This window comes from Myxococcus sp. AM011, assembly GCF_013372595.1.
Lineage (GTDB): Bacteria > Myxococcota > Myxococcia > Myxococcales > Myxococcaceae > Myxococcus > Myxococcus eversor.
In genome coordinates this window covers 1-480 of the sequence record NZ_JABXEM010000625.1, presented here as the reverse complement: position 1 = coordinate 480, position 480 = coordinate 1, and the positions used below count along the sequence as shown (strand labels likewise).

At 64.8% G+C, this 480-nt stretch carries 1 protein-coding gene; it reads right to left on the bottom strand.

From position 1 onward, the window contains the following. Positions 1 to 480: hypothetical protein (locus HUW62_RS47720; RefSeq protein WP_217912005.1), on the bottom strand; the 480-nt coding region annotated here is incomplete at both ends.

The following is a 480-nucleotide window of genomic DNA, read 5'->3' as shown; positions in this document are numbered from 1 at the left end:
CAACTGCTGGTTGATCAGGCTGTTCTGCTTGTCCAGTTGGTCGTAGAGGGTATTGAAGGTCTTGCTCAGGCCCTGCGCCTGGGCCAGCACCGCCTCGCGCGCCTCGGTCGAGGACGGGTTCTGCGCAGCGGTCTGCAAGGCGGAAAAGAAACGCTGCATCGCCGGGCTGACCCCGGTGGTGTTATCCGCCAGCAGCGAGTTGAGCTGGTCGATCTGGCCCAGGAAAGCGTTCAGCTCGCTGTTCTGGCTGGTGGCGTTGCGCAACTGGCCGGTGAGGAAGTCGCTGGCCAGGCGGCGCACGTCGACGATCTGGCTGCCCGAGCCCATGTAGCCGGCACCGCTGAACTGCGGGATCCGGGTCTGCTGGATGGCATCCTGGCGGCTGTAGCCCGGCGTCTTGACGTTGGTGATGTTGTGCCCGGTGACAGTCAGCCAGGTCTGGCTGGTGCCGAGGCCGGACAGGCCTATCGAGAGTAGGTC